Origin of the sequence: Kitasatospora albolonga (assembly GCA_002082585.1) — a bacterium.
Lineage (GTDB): Bacteria > Actinomycetota > Actinomycetes > Streptomycetales > Streptomycetaceae > Streptomyces > Streptomyces stephensoniae.
This window is the reverse complement of the sequence record CP020563.1, coordinates 7,009,663-7,027,016: the sequence shown is the minus strand read 5'-3', so window position 1 is coordinate 7,027,016 and position 17,354 is coordinate 7,009,663. Positions and strand designations below refer to the sequence as shown.

The window sequence follows — 17,354 nt, the reverse complement described above, 5'->3', positions numbered from 1 at the left end:
CGGTCCGGCGGGGTATGCCGGAGCCCCCCTCGCCGAGGGGGCGGCGCACGGACCGGTCAGAGCCGGGGGACGAGGTTCAGGGCCGGGGGACGAGATTCAGTTCCGCCAGCGCGGCATCGGCATGGACGCCGTGGCCCGACGCACGGCTCTTGGCCAGCGCCCGGTTCAGGTGGTCCGTGGCGGCGTCCCGGTCGCCGCGGAGCCGTGCGGCGTGCCCCAGGCCGATCTCGGCCCGGATCTCGCCCCGGGTGTAGGCGCGTTCGGCCGACACGGAGCGCGCGCGCTCGTACAGCTCCGTCGCCCGCTCGGTACGGCCGTCGGCGAGGGCGGTCTCGCCGAGCCGGGTCAGCGTCTCGACGGCCTCGGTCCACAGGCCCAGTTCCTCGGCCATCAGGAGACCTTCGCGGTGCAGGCGTTCCGTCCGTACGCGGTCGCCCTCGTCCTCCGCCGCGAGCGCCAGGGCCCGGGTGGCCCGGAGCTGGCCCCAGCGGTCGCCTGCCTCGCGGAACAGCGCGGCGCCCAGCTCCGCCGATCCGTCCCGGGCCGGGGCGTGGCTCGCGAGCTCGACCAGGGCGGCGGCCTCGCCCCAGCGGTCCCCGGCGGCCCGTGCACCGGTCAGGCTCGCCTCCACCAGGCGGCGCCCCTCGCGGTGCCGGCCGCTGCCGGTCAGCCCGGTGCCGACGAACCACCGCAGCCGGGCGCGCAGCACCGGGTCCCCGACCCCGGCGCCGAGGTCCTCGTCCGCCGGGCCGGGCACCGCGCCGGTCTGCGAGGTGCGCAGCTCCATCCCGGTCAGCCAGATCCGCGCCGTCAGGCGGGCGTCCGGCGTGGCCCCCTCACCGGCCGCCAGCGCCGCCCGGAGCGACCTGCGGGCCTCGGTGAACCGCCCGCGCAGGAACCAGTACCAGGCCAGCGCGTTCACGAGCCGTACCGCGTACTCGGCGGCGCCGTGGGTGACCGCGAGGTCCAGGGCGCGGCGCAGGTTGACGGTCTCGGCGTTGAGGCGCTCCAGGGAGCGCCGCTGGTCCGGGCCGCGCAGCAGCTCGTCCTCCCGTTCGGCCAGCTCGGTGCAGTGGCGTACGTACCGCTCGCGTACGGCGCTCTCCTCGCCCGCCTCCGCCAGTCGCTCGGCGCCGTGGGCGGCCACCGATTCGAGCAGCCGGAACCGGTTGCCCTCGCGGACCACCAGTGAGCGGTCCACCAGCCGGGACAGCAGGTCGGGGACGCGTCCGGCGGGGAGGCCGTCGTCGGCGCAGACCGCCTGGGCGGAGGGCATGGCCCAGCCGTCGGCGTGGACGACGAGGCGGCGCAGCACGGTGCGCTCGTCCTCGCTCAGCAGCTGCCAGCTCCAGTCGAGCATGCCCCGCAGCGTCCGCTGGCGGTCCGGCAGTCCGCGCACCCGGGCGTCGGGCCGGGCGAACCGGTCGTCCAGGCGGGCGGCGAGCTCGTGCGGGCTCAGCGTCCGCAGCCGGGACGCCACGATTTCCAGGGCGAGCGGGATGCCGTCGAGGCGGCGGCAGACGGCGGAGACGGCCGCCGCGTTCTCCGCGTCGAGGACGAAGCCGGGCGCTGCGGCGGCGGCCCGCTCCACGAACAGTTCGACGGCGCTGGAGCGGGCGGCCGTCTGCGGGTCGGTGTCCTTCGGCAGCGCCAGCGGCGGTACGGGGTGCACCACCTCGCCGGGGATGTCCAGGGCTTCCTGGCTGGTGAGGAGGAGGTGCGCGGCGGGGACGGCCGACAGGACGGCGTTGGCGAGCACGGCGACCGGCTCGATGAGGTGCTCGCAGTTGTCCAGCAGGATCAGCAGCTGCTTGTCGGCCACCGCCCGGCACAGCCAGCCCACCAGGTCTTCCAGGTCCGGTTCGGTCACCGCGGTGTCGCACAGGCCCAGCGTCGTGATGACGCGTTCGGCGATGTCGTCCGGGGTTGACGCGGCGCCCAGACCGGCCAGTTCGACCAGCCACACCCCGTCGGTGAACTGCCCGGCCACCTCACGGGCGGCGGCGATCGCCAGCCGGGTCTTGCCCACACCGCCGAGACCGGTGAGGGTGAGAAGGCGGGTGTTCGCGCCGGGGTCCAGCCGGGCCAGCACCTGTTCGGCCGCCTCGCGCCGGCCGATCAGCGGGGTCAGCGGGGCGGGCAGGTTCGTACGGCACGACAGCGAGCCGACCGCGGGGGTGGCCAGCCGCGGTTCCTGGCGCAGGATCGCCTCGTGGAGCGCGGAGACCTCGGGGCCGGGTGACACCCCGAGCTCCTCGGCCAGCTCCCGCCGCAGCTCCTGGAAGCTCTGCAACGCGTCACCCTGCCGCCCGGCCCGGTACAGGGCGCGCATATGGGCCATGCGCAGCCGCTCGCGCAGCGGGTGCCGGGCCACCAGCGTCCCCAGCTCCGCCGCCAGCGCCGTGTGCTCGCCCAGGGTCAGCCGCACCTCGGCGTGGTCCTCGACGACGTCGAGGCGCAGCTCCTCCAGCCGGGCGATCTCGCCGCGGGCGAACAGGGCCTCGGCCACGTCCGCGTAGGCCGGGCCCCGCCAGAGCGCGAGCGCGTCGGCGAACAGGTCCGCCTTCACCGCCGGTTCCCGGTGGGCGCGGGCGCGGTCGGCCAGCTCCTGGAACCTCAGCGCGTCGAGCACGTCGTCCGCGAGCAGCAGCCGGTAACCGGCGGGCTCCCGGACCACCTGGTCCCGGCCCAGCACACGGCGGAGCTGGGAGACCTTGGTCTGCAAGGTGTTGGCGGACCCGCCCGGCGGGTTGTCCGCCCACAGGTCCTCGATCAGGCGGTCCGCCGGAACCGGTCCGCCGCCGTGGACGAGGAGATTCGCCAGCAGGGCACGCACCTTGGCTTCGGGAACCCTGACCGGCCGCCCCTCGGCGTCCCAGACGGCCAGCGGACCGAGCACCCCGTAACGCATGGCCGCAGTCTATCGCCGAACGACCATCAGGAAACCGTGCGTGAGGGTCGGCACAGTGGCGTTCGCACCTTGCCGAGACTCGAGAAAGCATGGGAGTGCCATGAGCACAACGACCGTACGCAGGGCGGGCCCCCGGGAGTGGGGAGGGCTGGCCGTCCTGTCGTTGCCCACCGTGCTGCTGGGCCTGGACGTCACCGTGCTGTACCTGGCCCTTCCCTCACTGGCCGAGGACCTTCAGCCGTCCGGTACGCAAGAGCTGTGGATCATGGACGCCTACGGTTTCCTGATCGCGGGCTTCCTGCTCACCATGGGCACCCTGGGTGACCGGATCGGCCGTCGCAGGCTGCTGATGATCGGCGCCGCGGCCTTCGGGGTCGTCTCGGTGCTGGCGGCCTACGCGACCAGCGCCGAGATGCTCATCGTGGCGCGGGCGGCCCTCGGGATCGCCGGTGCCACGCTGATGCCGTCCACGCTGGCCCTGATCAGCAACATGTTCGCCGACCAGCGCCAGCGCTCCCTGGCCATCGGGGTCTGGGCGACGAGCTTCGCGCTCGGCATGGCGCTCGGGCCGGTGGTCGGCGGAGTGATGCTGAACCACTTCTGGTGGGGTTCGGTGTTCCTCCTCGCCATCCCGGTCGCCGTCGTGCTGCTGGTGGCGGCACCGGTCCTGATCCCGGAGTACCGGGCGCCGCAGAGCGGCAGGTTCGACCTGGTCAGCGTCACGCTGTCGCTGGTCGCGATCCTGCCGGTGGTCTACGCGGTGAAGCGGTTCGCCAAGGACGGCCTCGACCTGCCCACGGTCGCCGCCGCGCTGATCGGCGTGGTCTTCGCGGTGCTGTTCGTCCGCCGCCAGGGCAGGCTGGAGAGCCCCTTGCTGGACGTGCGCCTGTTCACCAACAGGACGTTCAGCGCCGCGCTGAGCGTGCTGCTCATCGGCCTGGTCGGCGTCGGCGGTTCGATGCTGCTGATCACCCAGCAGCTCCAGTTCGTGGAGGGGCTGCCGCCCGTCGAGGCGGGGCTGTGGATGGGGCCTCCGGCCCTGCTGATGTTCCTGGCGGCGATCGGGTCGCCCCTGGTCGCGCGCCGGGTACCGCCGGGGCTGGTGGTGGCGGCCACCCTGGCCCTGTCCACGGTCGGGTATGTGCTGCTCGCCCTGGTGGGCTCCTCGGGCGGCATCACCCTGATGGTGATCGGTTTCGGCCTGGTCTACCTCGGCCTCGGGGCGATCGCGGCCCTGGGCACGGACCTGGTGGTGGGGGCCGCCCCGGCGGAGAAGGCCGGTTCGGCGTCGGCGATGTCGGAGACCGTGCAGGAGCTGGGGCTCGCCCTGGGCGTGGCGATCCTGGGCAGCCTGGCCACGGCGGTCTACCGCACCCGGATCGCCGACGAGATCCCGGCCGGGACCCCGTCGCAGGTGGCCGACACGGCGGGCGACAGCCTCGCCGGGGCGGTCTCCTCGGCACAGCAGATGCCCGCGGGCTGGCTCGACCTCGCCAAGGAGGCCGCCACCTCCGGGCTGAACACGGCGATGGCCGTGGCGGCGGCGTGCACCGTGGTGCTCGCGTTCCTGTCCGCCGTCGTGCTGCGGCACGTCGGTGTCATCGGCGGGGAGGAGCCGGAGGCCGGTGAGGAGGCCCCGGCGGAACCGGCGGAGTCGAAGGTCTGACGCGGCCGGGGTCGAGGCACCGGCCCGGCCGGACCCGCACCGTCGCCCCCGTACACCCGGGGGTGCCGGTGCGGCGCGGACACCGAGCCCCGGCCCCGGGTCACTCGATGCCCTCCGCCACCACGTTCCGTGCCAGCTGGATGAAGCAGTGCAGCGCCGGGTGCCGGTTGTTGGACGCCCAGACCAGGTACACCGGCACGGCGGGCGCGTCGCGGAGAGGAAGGTAGCTGATCTCGGCATGCGGATGCATCCAGGCGGTGGAGGCCGGGGTCACGCCGATGCCGACACCGGCGGCGATATAGCTCTGCCAGTCGTCGATGGTGTCCACCTCCACCGCCACGGCGGGCTGCCCGCCCTCGTCCCACAGGTCGAGGCTGGTGGTGCCGGAGAAGGAGTTGATCACCAGCGGATAGTCGACCAGGTCCCGCAGCAGGACCTCGCCCGCCGAGATGAGCGGGCAGCCCGAGGGGACCGCGACGACCCGGGGCTCCATGACGAGGAGCTCCTCGTGCAGACTGCGCCGCCCGATCCTCGTACGCATGATGGCCACGTCCGACAGACCGCTGGTGAGCCCGCCCGCCGGATCGTCGACCCGCTTCAGGCGTACCAGCACCTCCGGGTTCGCCTCCTGCCACCGCCGCAGTATCTCGCTGGTGTACACACCGATCGCCGACCAGGCGTGCCCCACGCGCAGGGCGCGCACCCGGTGCAGGTCCGAGCGCATGGCGTCGTCGAACGCGGTGACGGCGGCGTCGGCCTTGGCACAGAACATCTTCCCCGCCACCGTCGGCTGCACCCCCTCGGCCGACCGTTCCAGCAGGGGCTGTTTCACATGGCGTTCCAGCTCCGCGAGTCTGCGGGACACGGCGGACTGGGCCATGTGCAGACGGGCCGCGGCCTTCGAGATACTGCCTTCGTCGATCGCCATGAGGTACGTGCGTAAATGGTGGATTCCCACAGTCATGACGCCGGTTTCCTTTCACCAAGGAATACAGAGGAATGCGAGGGACACGGGAGCAGAAAAAAGGGGGAGAGAGAAAGAGGGGAAGAGGGAAATGGGAGGGGGAGATACAGGGAACGCGCGGAAACCGCCCTGACGCATATGCGGTGAGAGCGGAAGTCCGCAGGCCGGGGAGCGTCGGCACATCGAGGCGAGGGCCGCCCGCCGGGCACACCGAAGGATTCAGGGCAGCCGGGGAACGTACCCGGTCAGAGCCGCGCCCGTACCGTGGGACATCGGAAGAACCGCCCTTCACCCCTGGGCCCTCTCGTCCGGATCATGCCGGGCCCGCGTGCCCCGGTGGGCATGTCCGGCGGTGCGCCCCCGGCCCCCACGCCGTCCCGCTCCTCATGCGTCGGCCTCTCCATCGCTCATCGGCACGGACCTTTCGAGGAACCGCCGAAGCCGTCACTACGGCCCGGGGAGATATCCGCATGGCCGGTTCCCACGGAAAACCGGCCATGGCCTCGGGGTCAACTCATGTCTTTCCAGAAGAACGGCACACGTGCAACGCCCCGAACGGACAGGGGAAGAAATGACGAATTCCGGCGCGTAACCGGCCCTGGAGCCGACGAGCCGGATATTTCCTGTGCCCACTGCGGCCACAGTCTTCAGTGTGACCGGTGAGGGATACGGGTTTCAACAGCGTCTCGGCGAAGGACTGAATCTTCACCTGTCACACGACGTGGGCACGGTCCACGGGAAAGCCCGTGGCCGAGGCGTTACCGCGCAGGTGAGGCACCGGGAACACGCGTGCGAATCAGGGAAGGGGGCGGCGGCCCGCGCCACCGCGCGTGGCGGGAAGTGAGCGCGCCCCGCCCCGAACGGCGGAAAGTCGTGCGTCTCGTTTCGGACATCCGCAGCGCCTCGGCACGCGGTGTCACACACGGTGTCAAGGGCGCAAGGCAACGAAAAGCCGGCGCCGGAGCCGTGGCGGCGCACGCGGCAAAACCTGGTGACGCGGGCAGTCCGTCCCCGGAACACTGGTCACCCATGGATGAGGTCGAAGTCGTCGTCGCCCACCCCGAGCGCGCGACTCTGCGCGTCGGTGATGTGTTCCTGAAGGTGGACGCCGATCAGGCGCGCGCCGACGCCGAGGTCGAGGCGATGTCCCTCGCGCCGGTCCCGACCCCGGAGATCCTGTGGCGCGAGCCGCCCGTGCTCGCGCTCGCCGCGCTCCCGGGGACGACGCTCGGGCGCCTCGGCGGGCCGTCGACCGGGTCGGCGGCGGCGTGGGCCTCGGCGGGCGCCGCCATCCGGAAGCTGCACGACGCGCCGCTGCCGCCCCGGCCCGGCCGGGCCGGACGGAGCTCCGTGGCGCTGGCGGCGGAGCTCGACGGCGCGTGCGCGGCGCTCGTGACGGACGGCCACCTGCCCGCCGGCCTGGTCACCCGCAACCGCCGGGTCGCCGAGGCCGCGCTCCGGCCGTGGACTCCGGCGTTCACCCACGGCGACCTGCAGATCGCGCACGTCTTCGTCGACGGCGACGAGGTCACGGGCATCATCGACTGGTCCGAGGCGGGCCGGGGTGACGCCCTGTACGACCTCGCCGCCTTCACGCTCGGACACGAGGAGCATCTCGACGACGTCCTCACCGGTTACGGCGGGGACGTCGACCGCGAAGTGATCCGCGCGTGGTGGTCGTTGCGGAGCCTGCTGGCGGTTCGCTGGCTGATCGAGCACGGCTTCGACCCGTTCGCTCCGGGCTGCGAGGTCGACGTACTGCGCTCCCGGATGTGAGGCGCGGGGGCCCGCTCAGCCCAGGTACTGGCAGAGGCCGCGCGGCAGGAACGCCCCGTGCCCCGCCCGGCCCACGTACTCCCGCCGGTCCACCACCACCTCACCCCGCGAGAGGACGGTCTCGACCCGGCCGGTCACCGTCTTCCCCTCGTACGCCGAGTAGTCGACGTTCATGTGGTGCGTCTCGGCCGACAGCACCTGCGTGGCATGCGGGTCGTAGATGACGACGTCGGCGTCCGAGCCGGGGGCGATCGTGCCCTTGCGCGGGGAGAGGCCGAACATCCGGGCCGGGGTCGCGCAGGCGATCTCGATCCAGCGGCGCCGGGAGATGTGCCCGTCGACCACGGCCTGGTGGAGAAGGTCCATGCGGTTCTCCACCCCCGGCAGGCCATTGGGGATCTTCGAGAAGTCGCCCCGGCCCAGCTCCTTCTGCCCCGAGAAGCAGAAGGGGCAGTGGTCCGTCGACACCACCTGGAGGTCGTTCGTGCGCAGCCCCCGCCAGAGCGCCGCCTGGTGCTCCTTCGGCCGCAGCGGCGTCGAGCACACGTACTTGGCGCCCTCGAAGTCCGGCTCCGCCAGGTTGTCCGTGGACAGGAACAGGTACTGCGGGCAGGTCTCGCCGAAGACCGGCAGGTCCATGTCCCGCGCCGCCGCCAGCTGCGCCACCGCCTCCTCGGCCGACACGTGGACGACGTACAGCGGACTGCCCGCGACCCGTGCGAGCTGGATCGCCCGGTGCGTGGCCTCCGCCTCCAGGAGGGCCTTGCGGACCTCTCCGTGGTAGCGGGGATCGGTCTCGCCCCGGGCGAGCGCCTGTTCGACGAGGACGTCGATCGCGATGCCGTTCTCCGCGTGCATCATGATCAGCCCGCCGGTGTCACCGGCCACCTGCATCGCCCGCAGGATCTGGCCGTCGTCCGAGTAGAAGACCCCCGGGTACGCCATGAAGAGCTTGAACGAGGAGACACCGGCCTCGACCAGCTTCGGCATCTCCCGCAGCGTCGCCTCGTTGACGTCCGACATGATCATGTGGAACGCGTAGTCGATCGCGCAGTTCCCGTCGGCCTTCTCCATCCAGGCGTCCAGACCGGCCCGGAGCGCCTGTCCCCTCGACTGCACCGCGAAGTCGACGATGGTCGTCGTCCCGCCCCACGCCGCCGCCCGGGTGCCCGTCTCGAACGTGTCCGAGGCGAACGTGCCGCCGAACGGCAGCTCCATGTGCGTATGGGCGTCGACCCCGCCCGGGATCACGTACTTCCGCGACGCGTCGATCACCCGGTCCGCCGTCCAGTTCTGCGTCCCCGGCGCCGCCAGTGCCACCACCCGGCCGTGCTCGATCAGCACGTCCGCGTGCACCTCGTCCGCGGCCGTGATCACCAGACCACCGGTAATCAGCGTACGAACCATGTCCCAGCCTTCCCTTCACACTGACGTTCGTACGGTGGTCAGCCCGCCGCCTGCAGGGCGTCCGCGAGGATCGCCGCGCCCTCCTCGGCCTCGGCGACGGTCAGGGTCAGCGGTGGGGCGATCCGCAGCACGCTGGTGCTGTGGCCGCCGCCCTTGCCGATGAGCAGCCCGCCCGCCCGCGCCGCTTCGAGGACGGCCGCGGCCGCCTCCGGGTTCGCCTCGTCCGTACCGGGCCTGACCAGTTCGATGCCGAGCATCAGGCCCCGGCCGCGCACTTCGCGTACGGCGTCGGACGCGGCGGCGATCGACCGCAGCCGCTCGACGAGGAGCCCGCCGACGCGCCGCGCGTTGCCCTGGAGGTCGTGTTCCAGGGCGTACGAGAGGTTGGCGAGGCCGGCCGCCATGGTGACGGGTGAACCGCCGAACGTGGAGATGGAGTTGGCGTCCAGGCAGTTCATCACCTCCGCGCGGGCGACGACCCCGCCGATGGACATGCCGTTGCCGATGCCCTTGGCGAAGGTGAGGATGTCCGGCGGCCCGTTCTCCGCGTGTGCCTGCCAGCCCCAGAAGTGTTCGCCGGTCCGGCCCCAGCCGGTCTGCACCTCGTCGGAGATCCACAACACGCCGTGCCGGTCCAGGACTTCGCGGAACGCGGCGAACAGCCCGTCGGGCGGCGAGGTGAACCCGCCGACGCCCTGGATCGGTTCGGCGATGAGCGCGGCGGCCTCCCGGGTGTGCCCGAGGAGGTCCTCCAGATCGGCCACGCAGGCCCGGATGAACTGCGCGTCGCTCAGCTCCGCGTACGGGCCCCGGGTGCGGACGCCCCCGTGGACGTACAGCGTCTGGAGCGGGGAGAGGCTCGTGGGCGACCAGGACTGGTTGCCGGTGACGGAGACGGCCGAGAAGGAGCGGCCGTGGTAGCTGTTGCGCATCGCGAGGATCTGGTTGGACCGGCGGTACGCGGTGGCGAGCAGCAGCGCGGTGTCGTTCGCCTCGGTGCCCGATGTGGTGAAGAAGACCCGGGCGTCGGGGATGCCGGAGAGGGTGGCGATCCGTTCGGCCAGCTCCACCATCGGGCGGTTGAGGTAGAGCGTGGAGGAGTGGATGATCCGCCCGGCCTGCTCGGAGACCGCCTTGGTGACCTCGGGCAGGGCGTGGGCGGTCATGGTGGTGAGGATGCCGCCGAAGAAGTCGAGGTAGCGGTTGCCGTCGGCGTCCCAGACGTACCGGCCCTCGCCGTGGGTGAGTTCGATGGGGTGGCGGTAGTAGAGGGCCAGCCACTCGGGGCTGACGGCGAGGTGGCGTTCGTACAGTCCGCTCACGGCCGCACCAGCCCCTCGTAGGCGTCGGGCCGTCGGTCCCGGTAGAAGGCCCACTGCTTGCGGACCTCTTCGATCAGGCCGAAGTCCAGGTCGCGGACGAGGAGTTGCTCTTCCTTGTCGCTGGCGACCTCGCCGACGAACTGGCCGCGCGGGTCGACGAAGTAGCTGGTGCCGTAGAAGTCGTTGTCGCCGTACTCCTCCTGGCCGACGCGGTTGATCGCGGCGACGAAGTACTCGTTGGCGACGGCGGACGCGGGCTGTTCCAGCTGCCAGAGGTGGGCGGAGAGGCCGCGTGAGGTGGCGGACGGGTTGTAGACCAACTGGGCGCCGTTGATCCCGAGTTGACGCCACCCCTCGGGGAAGTGCCGGTCGTAGCAGATGTAGACGCCGACCTTGCCGACGGCGGTGTCGAAGACCGGCCAGCCGGCGTTGCCGGGCTTGAAGTAGTACTTCTCCCAGAACCCCTTGACCTGCGGGATGTGGTGCTTGCGGTACTTGCCGAGGTACGAGCCGTCGGCGTCGATCACGGCGGCGGTGTTGTAGTAGAAGCCGGACTGCTCGATCTCGAAGACCGGGACCACGATGACCATCCCGGTCTCCCGGGCGAGGTCCTGCATCCGGCGGACGGTCGGCCCGTCCGGGACCGGTTCGGCCCAGCGGTAGTGCTCGGGCTCCTGGACCTGGCAGAAGTAGGGGGCGTTGAACACCTCCTGGAACCCGATGACCTTCGCCCCCTGCCGGGCGGCCTCGCGCGCATGCTCCTCATGCTTGGCGATCATGGATTCGGTGTCGCCGGTCCAGGTCGCCTGGACGAGTGCGGCGCGTACGACGTGGGACATGAGCTGCTCCTTCGACGCGGCGTCAGAGAGCGTCTACACGTTCTACGCAGGTAGATCCGTGCATGGATGGAGAACGTAAGCCCCGTGGTCCGGCGGGGCAAGACCATCGCCGCGAACCGGCCGAGTCGATCATGTTTCGCACCCGAGCGGTCCACAACGGACGGAGGGCGCCCGGCCTCGGTCACGGACCGCCGCGACACCTCTCCTCCTGGCCGGAGCACGACACCGGGGCACGCAGGCCCGGCATGCCCGGCAAGGGCCCCGCCCCTCGGAGATCCCGGCGCCTCCTTGCCCCCGGGGCCCCGGGCCTCTTCGCAACCCTGCGCCTCCTTGCGCGCCCGGGCCCCTTCGCAACCCTGCGCCTCCTTGCGCGCCCGGGCCCCCGGGCCCTCGTCAGGTCCTTGCGCCTCCCTGCGCCCTGGACTCCCTGCCCTCCTCAGGTCCCTCCGCCTCCCTGTGCCCCGGAGCCCCGGCCCTCTTCGCAACCTTGCGCCTCCTTGCATCCCCGCCCCCCCTGCCCTCCTCAGGTCCCTCCGCCTCCCTGCACCCCGGCCCCCGGCCCTCTTCAGGCCCCAGCGCCCTACACCCCCGGCACGCCCGCCACCCGCAGCGCGTGGACCAGGTCCCATTCCCGCTCCGCCGACACCTCCCGGGCCGCCGCCAGGAGTTGCGGCAGGATGCGGTCCCCGCCGCCCCCGCCGCCGTACGCGATCCGGGCCGCCTCCTGTGGCGTACGTACGCGGACGAAGGCACCCAGCAGCGCCCGCGCCTCCGCCGCCCGGCCCGCGCCGTCCAGGGCGAGGGCCGCCTCGGCGACCTCGGCGGTGGGCCGGGCCACCCCCTGGCGCAGCAGCAGCCCGCAGTCCTCGGCCCGCCCCGCCGCCGCCAGCGCGCCCGCGGCGGCGGCGAACCCGGCGGGCGGCAGCGAGGACGCCTCCCAGAGCAGGGTCGTCCAGTCGGCGGCCAGACCGGCCCGGTGCAGGGCGACCGCGAGCACCGGCAGCCGGGGCGCGGGCCAGGCCGCCACCTCGCAGAGCACCACATGGGCCTCGCCGCCGCGCCCCTCCGTACGGAGCCGGACCAGCCGCTCGACGGCGGCGGCCACGGCCGGGCCCGCCTCCGGGTCCGGCAGGGCGGCCGGGGCGGGTGCCTCCTCCGGCCCGGCGGGGCCGCCGCCGAAGCGGGCACCGCGCAGGGCGGAGCCGCCCCCGGGCGGGGGCGCGGGCAGGACGGGTACCGGCGAGGGGGCGTATCCGGTCCCCTCACCGTCGTCCACGTCGAGACCGGCGAACCGGGCCCCGCGCGGCTTCCTGCGGCGGGAAGGCGCGGGTGCGGCGGGGGCGGAGACAGGGGCAGGGGCATGGGCAGCCGGGGGCTCGCCGGATCGCGGGCGCGGAATCCGGTGATCCCCCTCCCCCGCCGAAACCCCCGCCCCCTCCGGAGCCTCCGCCCCGCCGTCCTCCCGGAACCACCCCTGCGGCACCGTCACCGCCGCCAGCCGTCTGCGCAGCTCCGTACAGCGGGCCGAGGCGCGGCGGAGGTCGTCCTGGGCCCAGGACGACGCCTCCGGGTCGGCCGGGTCCGCGCCCGCCGCCGCGGCCGTACGCAGCCGCTCGGCCGCCCGGGTCTGCTCGCGGACCATCAACTCCAGCCGGTGCACGAGCTCCTGGCGTCCGCCGGGCCGCCGGTCGTGGGCGACGGCGGCGGCGGAGTACAGCGCGGCGGCCCGTACCGAGACCTGCTCGGCGAACCCGCTGCCGTGGAGCGCGGCCAGATCGGCGAGCAGCGACTCCACCACGTCCCAGGGCGGAATCTCCGCCCCGTCGAGGCAGGACCGCATCCCTTCCGGGTCGCGCCGGGTGAAGACCCCGTACCACCCGCGTCCGGGGTCGAGCCGTGCCGCCAGTTCCCGTAGGTACCGCGCGAACGCGCCTACGTCGTAAGCATGCTGATGCACCGTCATCGTCGCCCTCGCCGACTGTCGACTGGAACGTTCCAGTCCGCAGGCATTCGACCGCAGGCGTGTTACGGGGCGGCTACGCACAGCTTTCGTCCGTGCTGCGCCGGGCGCACGGCACCGCCGCCGCGCGCCCCCACCCGCGGCGGCGAGGAAGGCGGCGGGCTCAGAAGGTGACGGCGATCCCGGTGTGCGGGCGCTTGCCGAGGCGGGCGACGGTGGCAGGCCAGTCGACGAGCCAGAACTTCCAGGTGTACTTGCGGGCGAGCAGCTTGCGCACCTTGCGGGTCCCGTCCGCATCGAGGAGCCGCCCGGTGCCCTCGGCGCTCGGGGCGCCCTCGGCGATCCGGCCGCGTACGTCGCAGACGGTGACGGTGACGGCGGTGTTGTTCCGGAGCCGCTTGACCTTCCACGAGTCGGAGCGGGTCCAGACGTACAGCACCTCGCCCTCGGCCGCCGCCCAGACGGGCGTGGCGACGGGGGTGCCGTCCTTGCGGTAGGTGGTCAGGCTGACGTATTCGCTGCGCGCGAAGTCCTGGAGAGTCACGGACGCGACCCTACGCACCGCGTGGCCGTCACGCGATCAGAGGTACGGCGGCGGGTTCGGGGGCGCAGCGGCCGAGCAGTTCGTCCAGGGAGAGGCCCAGGGCCCCGGCCAGCGCGGCGACCGTGAAGAAGGCGGGCGTGGGGGCGCGGCCGGTCTCGATCTTGCGGAGCGTCTCGGCGGAGATTCCGGCGCTCGCCGCGACGGCGACCATGCTGCGCTCCCCGCGTGCCTCACGGAGGAGACGGCCGAGCCGTTCGCCGCGGAGGCGCTCTTCGGGGGTGAGAGGAGTGCGGACCATGGGCCCACTCTACTACGGACCACCATTCTTATACCGTCATTACTATACCGCTTCGACCGGTATAGTAATGGGCATGGTGCAACTCAAGACAGACACATCCATCGAAGCGATGCGTGAGGCCGGACGGGTGGTCGCGCAGATCCTGACCCGCGCCCGGGAGGTGGCGGCGGTCGGGGTGACGCCCCGCGAGCTGGACGAGGCGGCCCGCGAGGTGCTGCGCGAGGCCGGGGCCTCCTCGCCGTTCCTGAACTACAGGCCGCACTTCGCGCCCACCCCCTTCCCGGCCGTCATCTGCGTCTCCGTCAACGACGCGGTCGTCCACGGCATCCCCTCCGCCGAACCGCTGCGCGACGGGGACCTGGTCAGCGTGGACGCGGGCGCCCTCCTCGGCGGCTGGGCGGGCGACGCGGCGGTCAGCTTCAGCGTCGGCAAGGCCCGCCCCGCCGACACCCGGCTGATCTCCACGGCCGAAGCGGCGCTGGAGGCGGGCATCGGCGCGGCGGTCGTGGGCAACCGGATCGGGGACATCGCCCACGCGATCGGCACGGTCTGCCGGGCGGCGGGGTACGGCATCCTCGACGGGTACGGCGGGCACGGCATCGGCCGGGCGATGCACGAGGACCCGTCCGTGCCCAACGAGGGGCGCCCCGGGCGCGGTATGCCGCTGCGCCACGGGATGGTCCTCGCGATCGAGCCCATGCTGCTCGGCGGCGGCCTCGACGAGTTCCGCCACGACCCGGACGGCTGGACGCTGCGGACGACCGACGGCAGCCGGGCGGCGCACGCCGAGCACACGGTGGCCATCACGGAGGACGGCCCGCGCGTGCTCACGACGCTCTGAAAGCCTCGGCCCCGGCGCCGAAGCAGCACCCGGTAAGCGTCGAAGCAGCCCCGGTCAGCGCCCGACGAACGCCCTCGCCAGCTCCTCGCCCCGGCGCTCCGCCTTGGCGCGGCTCTCCAGCGGCGCGACACGGGAGTCCTTGAACGCGATGTACGTGACGCCGGACGCGGTCCCGCCGGTCGTCGGGTGGGGGTCGATACCGAGCTCCTCCGCCAGCGCGTACGACCCCTCCCCGATGATGCCGGCGGGCCCGGTGTCACCGATGACGGCGTACCGCACCTGGTTCTCGTACACCACGGCGACGACACTGCCGCCGGTCAGCCCGGACTTCCGGTAGTCCCAGATCCGGCCCGGCGCGGGCACCACCACGTACGGCAGCGCGGCCGAGTCCAGTGGCTTGCCCCGGGAGGTCTGGAAGGCGGTCTGCGGCTGGAAGTAGGGGTCGGTCTTCTCGTTGCACGCCTTCGTCCTGCGGCCGTCGCAGTCGATGTCCATGTCCGCCTTCCAGAACACGGCGTCCCCGGTGGCGCAGACGGGGACGGTCGCCTTCGAACGGTTGGCGTCCGTACGGTACTTGCCCTGGGAGATCCGTCGGCACGAGCGGACCTCGGCAAGCAGTTCGTCCGCGCTCACGGGGGCGTCCACGGCATCGGTACCGGCATCGGCCCCCGGGGCGTCCGCCGGGACCTCCGCCGCCCCGGCCGCCGGATCATCGGTACCGTCGGCCGCCGGAGCGGCCCGAGGATGGCTCAGCCGGGACTCCGGCCAGGTGTCCGGTACGGGGACGGTCGCGGTGGCGGGCAGCGCCGCGGGCCCCAGGAGGGCGGCGGCGCAGGCGGCGGAGGTGGCGGCGGTCAGAGCGAACGTTCGGGTGCGCATCGTGCGGGACGGCCCTTCCAGTAGACCGGAGGGACCCGTCCGGGCCCCTCCCTGCCCCCCTCTCGTTGCTGCGTCCTTCTTCCGGGCCCGGTTTCAGCCCCTGCCGCCCGGCTGCACCACCATGGCCGAGCCACCGCCCCGCCGCACCTTTTCCGCCGCCGCGAGCCAGCGCCCGTCGGGCAGCCGCTGTACGCCGGTGGCGGCGCCGATCTCCGGGTTCTGCCGGAAGGCGTGGCCGAGCGCTTCGAGCTCCGCGCGGACCGGGCTGTTCCAGAGCCCCGGCTCGATCTCGGTGGTGGCCGCGTTGCGCTGGCTGGCGCGCGGCGCGGCGAACGCCTCGACCAGCGGCAGCCCGCGGTCGAGGTGGCCGGTGAGGGACTGGAGCACGGTGGTGATGATCGTGGCGCCGCCCGGGGAGCCGAGGGCGAGGAGGGGCTTGCCGTCCTTGAGCACGATGGTCGGGGACATGGACGAGCGGGGCCGCTTGCCGGGACCCGGCAGGTTGGGGTCGTGGACCGCCGGGCTGGCCGGGGCGAAGGAGAAGTCGGTCAGCTCGTTGTTGAGGAGGAAGCCTCGCCCGGGGACGGTGATGCCGCTGCCGCCGGTCTGCTCGATGGTCAGGGTGTAGGAGACGACGTTGCCCCACTTGTCGGCCGTCGTCAGGTGGGTGGTGCTCTCCCCCTCGTACGTCGTCGGCGCCGCCGTACCCCCGCTCCCGCACCGGACCGGGTTGCGCGGGTCCCCGGGCGCGACCGGGCTGGTCAGCACCGCGCCGTCCCTGATCAGGCAGGCGCGCGAGGCGGCGTACCGCTTGCTCAGCAGCTCCTTGGTGGGCACGTTCTCGAAGGCCGGGTCGCCCACCCAGCGCCCCCGGTCGGCGAAGGCGATGCGGCTCGCCTCGATGAGCCGGTGGAGGTAGCGGGACTGGCTCGCCCGGGAGAGGTCGGTGGGCTCCAGCATGTGGAGGGCCTGGCCCACGGTCGTACCGCCGGAGGAGGAGGGGGCCATGCCGTACACGTCCAGGCCCCGGTATCCGGCCTTCGTGGGTTTCTGCTGGAGCGTGCGGTACGAGGACAGGTCCTTGCGCGTCAGATCACCGGGGCGCACGACACGGGTGGACCGCGGGTCGACGGGGGGTGTGCGGACCGTACGGACGATGTCGTCGGCCAACTCGCCCCGGTACAGCTCGCCCACGCCCTTGCGGCCGAGCTTCTCGTACGTACGGGCCAGGTCCGGGTTCTTGAACACCGAGCCGACCGCCGGGAGTCGGCCGCCCGGCAGGAACAGCTTCGCGGAGGCCGGGAAGTCGGCGAACCGGGCCTGGTTGGCGGCGGTCTGCGAGCGGAAGGTCTCGTCCACCACGAAGCCGTCCCGGGCCAGGCGTTCGGCCGGTTTCAGCAGCGTACGGAGGGACTTGGTGCCCCAGGCGTCGAGCGCGCGCTCCCAGGTGGCCGGGGTGCCGGGGGTGCCGACGGCCAGGCCGCTGGTGACGCCCTCCTCGAACGGGATGGGTTTGCCGTTCTCCAGGAAGAGGGCGGCGTCCGCGCTGCGGGGTGCGGTCTCGCGGCCGTCGATGGTCCTGACGGTGCGCTTCTTCGCGTCGTAGTGGACGAAGTAGCCGCCGCCCCCGATGCCCGCCGAGTACGGCTCGGTGACGCCGAGCGCGGCGGCGGTCGCCACGGCCGCGTCCACCGCGTTGCCGCCCTTGCGCAGCACCTCGATCCCGGCCGCCGAAGCGTCCCGGTCGACGCTGGCCACCGCTCCCCCGTAGCCCACCGCCACCGGGGACTTGGGCGGTACGGGATGCCGGTGGGCGGTCTCCGCGGAGCCCGCCGGGGCGGCGGCCCCGAGCGAGGCGACCACGGCCAGGGCGGCCACTATGGACGTGTTCCGGCCGACGGAACGGCGCATGCGAACCTCCAGTCAACGGATCTCCGCGCAGGCTAG

General features: G+C 73.0%; 13 protein-coding genes. 3 read left to right on the top strand and 10 right to left on the bottom strand.

The window, feature by feature from the left end; genetic code table 11:
- Window positions 1–76 precede the first annotated feature (76 nt).
- A complete protein-coding gene (locus tag B7C62_30930) occupies window positions 77–2,911 on the bottom strand; it encodes an AfsR family transcriptional regulator (protein ID ARF76199.1) in 2,835 nt (944 codons plus the stop codon).
- A 100-nt stretch (window positions 2,912–3,011) separates the two neighbouring features.
- Between B7C62_30930 and B7C62_30925 the strand changes: the two genes are divergently transcribed.
- Entirely contained in the window at window positions 3,012–4,577 is a 1,566-nt protein-coding gene (locus B7C62_30925; GenBank protein ARF76198.1) for an MFS transporter, read from the top strand.
- Between the two features lie 100 nt (window positions 4,578–4,677).
- On the opposite strand, the gene B7C62_30920 is transcribed toward B7C62_30925, so the two are convergent.
- The gene (locus B7C62_30920) at window positions 4,678–5,541 is read right to left on the bottom strand and encodes a hypothetical protein (GenBank protein ID ARF76197.1); all 864 of its coding nucleotides are present in this window, start codon (window positions 5,539–5,541) and stop codon (window positions 4,678–4,680) included.
- A gap of 1,029 nt (window positions 5,542–6,570) precedes the next feature.
- Between B7C62_30920 and B7C62_30915 the strand changes: the two genes are divergently transcribed.
- Entirely contained in the window at window positions 6,571–7,317 is a 747-nt protein-coding gene (locus B7C62_30915; GenBank protein ARF76196.1) for an aminoglycoside phosphotransferase, read from the top strand.
- 15 nt (window positions 7,318–7,332) lie between these two features.
- Here the strand turns inward: B7C62_30915 and B7C62_30910 are convergent, their stop codons facing one another.
- The 6 genes from B7C62_30910 to B7C62_30885 form a co-directional block, all read right to left on the bottom strand.
- Entirely contained in the window at window positions 7,333–8,724 is a 1,392-nt protein-coding gene (locus B7C62_30910; GenBank protein ARF76195.1) for a dihydropyrimidinase, read from the bottom strand.
- A gap of 38 nt (window positions 8,725–8,762) precedes the next feature.
- Window positions 8,763–10,046: an aspartate aminotransferase family protein gene (locus B7C62_30905; protein ARF76194.1), complete on the bottom strand. Its 1,284-nt coding sequence runs from the start codon at window positions 10,044–10,046 to the stop codon at window positions 8,763–8,765.
- On the bottom strand, window positions 10,043–10,885 hold the full coding sequence (locus tag B7C62_30900) for an acyltransferase (protein ARF76193.1): 843 nt from the start codon (window positions 10,883–10,885) through the stop codon (window positions 10,043–10,045). The genes B7C62_30905 and B7C62_30900 overlap by 4 nt, the downstream gene beginning before the upstream one ends.
- 580 nt (window positions 10,886–11,465) lie before the next feature.
- The gene (locus B7C62_30895) at window positions 11,466–12,848 is read right to left on the bottom strand and encodes a hypothetical protein (GenBank protein ARF76192.1); all 1,383 of its coding nucleotides are present in this window, start codon (window positions 12,846–12,848) and stop codon (window positions 11,466–11,468) included.
- A 160-nt stretch (window positions 12,849–13,008) separates the two neighbouring features.
- On the bottom strand, window positions 13,009–13,389 hold the full coding sequence (locus B7C62_30890) for a PPOX class F420-dependent enzyme (GenBank protein ARF76191.1): 381 nt from the start codon (window positions 13,387–13,389) through the stop codon (window positions 13,009–13,011).
- A gap of 28 nt (window positions 13,390–13,417) precedes the next feature.
- Complete coding sequence (locus B7C62_30885; GenBank protein ID ARF76190.1) at window positions 13,418–13,687, bottom strand: transcriptional regulator; 270 nt, start codon at window positions 13,685–13,687, stop codon at window positions 13,418–13,420.
- 73 nt (window positions 13,688–13,760) lie between these two features.
- Here B7C62_30885 and B7C62_30880 point away from each other — a divergent pair, with 73 nt between their 5' ends.
- Window positions 13,761–14,528: a type I methionyl aminopeptidase gene (locus tag B7C62_30880; protein ID ARF77449.1), complete on the top strand. Its 768-nt coding sequence runs from the start codon at window positions 13,761–13,763 to the stop codon at window positions 14,526–14,528.
- 54 nt (window positions 14,529–14,582) lie between these two features.
- On the opposite strand, the gene B7C62_30875 is transcribed toward B7C62_30880, so the two are convergent.
- Together B7C62_30875 and B7C62_30870 are read right to left on the bottom strand one after the other, a co-directional pair.
- The gene (locus tag B7C62_30875; protein ARF76189.1) at window positions 14,583–15,407 is read right to left on the bottom strand and encodes a hypothetical protein; all 825 of its coding nucleotides are present in this window, start codon (window positions 15,405–15,407) and stop codon (window positions 14,583–14,585) included.
- A 93-nt stretch (window positions 15,408–15,500) separates the two neighbouring features.
- Entirely contained in the window at window positions 15,501–17,318 is a 1,818-nt protein-coding gene (locus tag B7C62_30870; GenBank protein ID ARF76188.1) for a gamma-glutamyltransferase, read from the bottom strand.
- Window positions 17,319–17,354 lie beyond the last annotated feature (36 nt).

Coding starts and splice junctions, on each gene's coding strand:
- B7C62_30930 (ARF76199.1), bottom strand. CDS start 2,911: ATGCGTTACGGGGTGCTCGGTCCGCTGGCCGTCTGGGACGCCGAGGGG.
- B7C62_30925 (ARF76198.1), top strand. CDS start 3,012: ATGAGCACAACGACCGTACGCAGGGCGGGCCCCCGGGAGTGGGGAGGG.
- B7C62_30920 (ARF76197.1), bottom strand. CDS start 5,541: ATGACTGTGGGAATCCACCATTTACGCACGTACCTCATGGCGATCGAC.
- B7C62_30915 (ARF76196.1), top strand. CDS start 6,571: ATGGATGAGGTCGAAGTCGTCGTCGCCCACCCCGAGCGCGCGACTCTG.
- B7C62_30910 (ARF76195.1), bottom strand. CDS start 8,724: ATGGTTCGTACGCTGATTACCGGTGGTCTGGTGATCACGGCCGCGGAC.
- B7C62_30900 (ARF76193.1), bottom strand. CDS start 10,885: ATGTCCCACGTCGTACGCGCCGCACTCGTCCAGGCGACCTGGACCGGC.
- B7C62_30895 (ARF76192.1), bottom strand. CDS start 12,848: ATGACGGTGCATCAGCATGCTTACGACGTAGGCGCGTTCGCGCGGTAC.
- B7C62_30885 (ARF76190.1), bottom strand. CDS start 13,687: ATGGTCCGCACTCCTCTCACCCCCGAAGAGCGCCTCCGCGGCGAACGG.
- B7C62_30880 (ARF77449.1), top strand. CDS start 13,761: ATGGTGCAACTCAAGACAGACACATCCATCGAAGCGATGCGTGAGGCC.
- B7C62_30875 (ARF76189.1), bottom strand. CDS start 15,407: ATGCGCACCCGAACGTTCGCTCTGACCGCCGCCACCTCCGCCGCCTGC.
- B7C62_30870 (ARF76188.1), bottom strand. CDS start 17,318: ATGCGCCGTTCCGTCGGCCGGAACACGTCCATAGTGGCCGCCCTGGCC.